Origin of the sequence: Actinomadura sp. HBU206391 (genome assembly GCF_014323665.1) — a bacterium.
Taxonomy (GTDB): Bacteria; Actinomycetota; Actinomycetes; order Streptosporangiales; family Streptosporangiaceae; genus Actinomadura_C.
On record NZ_JABVEB010000533.1, the window covers coordinates 1 to 1,508 of the forward strand.

The 1,508-nt window shown below is 67.7% G+C and carries 2 protein-coding genes; one reads left to right on the forward strand and one right to left on the reverse strand.

Annotation, left to right across the window (positions count from 1 at the left end; all coding sequences use genetic code 11):
* On the reverse strand, window positions 1–916 hold a 916-nt coding region (locus HKK72_RS39170), incomplete at its 3' end, for an LLM class flavin-dependent oxidoreductase (protein ID WP_187239418.1).
* A 151-nt stretch (window positions 917–1,067) separates the two neighbouring features.
* On the opposite strand from HKK72_RS39170, the gene HKK72_RS39175 reads away from it, so the two are divergent.
* The coding region (locus HKK72_RS39175; protein ID WP_187239419.1) for an AMP-binding protein at window positions 1,068–1,508 on the forward strand (441 nt) is incomplete at its 3' end.

The following is a 1,508-nucleotide window of genomic DNA, read 5'->3' on the forward strand; positions in this document are numbered from 1 at the left end:
GACCGAGCTTGTCGACGAGAGAGGGCACGACGAGGTCGCGATCCTCTGGGTAGATGCGGCCGAGATAGTTCTCGTAGAGGACGAAATGGCGGTCGTCGGCCGTCGCGGTCGTCCCGCGCCGATCGAGAAGGCGCTGGACGGCGTCGCGTTCCTCGGGTTCCAGACCGTTCTGGAAAGCGGGATTGTCGGCGGCGAAGGTGAGCAGAGCCATCGCGACATGCCCCATGGAGTCGCGTGCGGCGGGGCCGTACGGGTCTTCGTCATCGGCCAGGATGTGCATCGACGTCATCACGTAGGAGTCACCCCGCACGTGCACGCCGGCCTCGCGGGCCGCGGTGTCACGAGCCTCGGCGAAGGCCGCCCAGGCCTGGGGGTCGAGCAGGCCGAAGGAGATCGTGCCCGCCCCGCATCGTCCGGCGATCTGTGCGGCCTTGAGACCGAAGGCGGCGACGACGAACTCGATCGGATCATCGGTGTTCACGTAGTCACCGACGTGCAGGAACCGTACGTCCCGCGTTCTGTCGCCTTCGCTGTACTCGGCCGTCCCGCCGGTGGTGAGGGCCTGGAGTTGCCTGGTGAAGCGTTCCAGGGTCGCCATCGTGGTCGGCTTCATGCCGAGCGTGCGGCGAGCGGTGTTGCCCGTGCCGATACCGCAGATGACGCGTCCAGGCGCGATCGCGTTGAGGCTGCTGAACGCCGCGGCACTGGCGGGCGCCGAGCGCAGGGCCGGTGAGGTGACGCCGACGCCGAGCCGGATCCGGTCGGTGGCCTTGGCGCACAGCGCCAGGCCGATGAACGGGTCTCCGTTGACCATCGGTGTGTCGTAGACCCAGAAGCTGTCATATCCCAGCTCCTCGGCCAGTGCGGCGAGGTCCTCGACCCCTGGTTTCGCCGTGACCACGATTCCCTTGCGCATGCCGGACTCTCCCTGGTCTGTGGTGGCCCCCGCGCACTTACTGAGCGCATAGTTACCGCCGTCCCCGGCGGGCGTCAAGTGGTTGACAACCAAGCGGTAGGTCACTGACTATGCGCTCAGTCAGTATTCTGCGAGGAGGGACGCCGACCGGATGCACGGCTTGATGCAGGAACGATCCCTATCCCTTCCGCTGGTCTTCCGCCGGGTGGAGCGCTACTTCGGGCACAAGCGGGTGGTGACGCGCCACGCCGCGGGTGAGGCGGTCGCGACCTGGGCCGAGGTCTGCGAGCGGACGCGCCGTCTCGCGGCGGTGCTGGACCGCCTGGAGGTTCCGCACCAGGCCCGCGTCGGGACGTTCGGGTGGAACAGCCAGCGGCACGTCGAGCTGTATCTGGCCGTGCCGTGCACCGGCCGGATCCTGCACACCGTTAACCACCGGCTGTTCCGCGAACAGATCGGCTACATCGTCGAGGACGCCGCCGACGATGTGATCTTCATCGATCGTTCGCTGCTGCCCGCCGTCTGGCCGGTGGTCTCCGCCTGCACCGGCATGCGGTATGCGGTGATCATGGATGACGGCGCCGACGTGCCG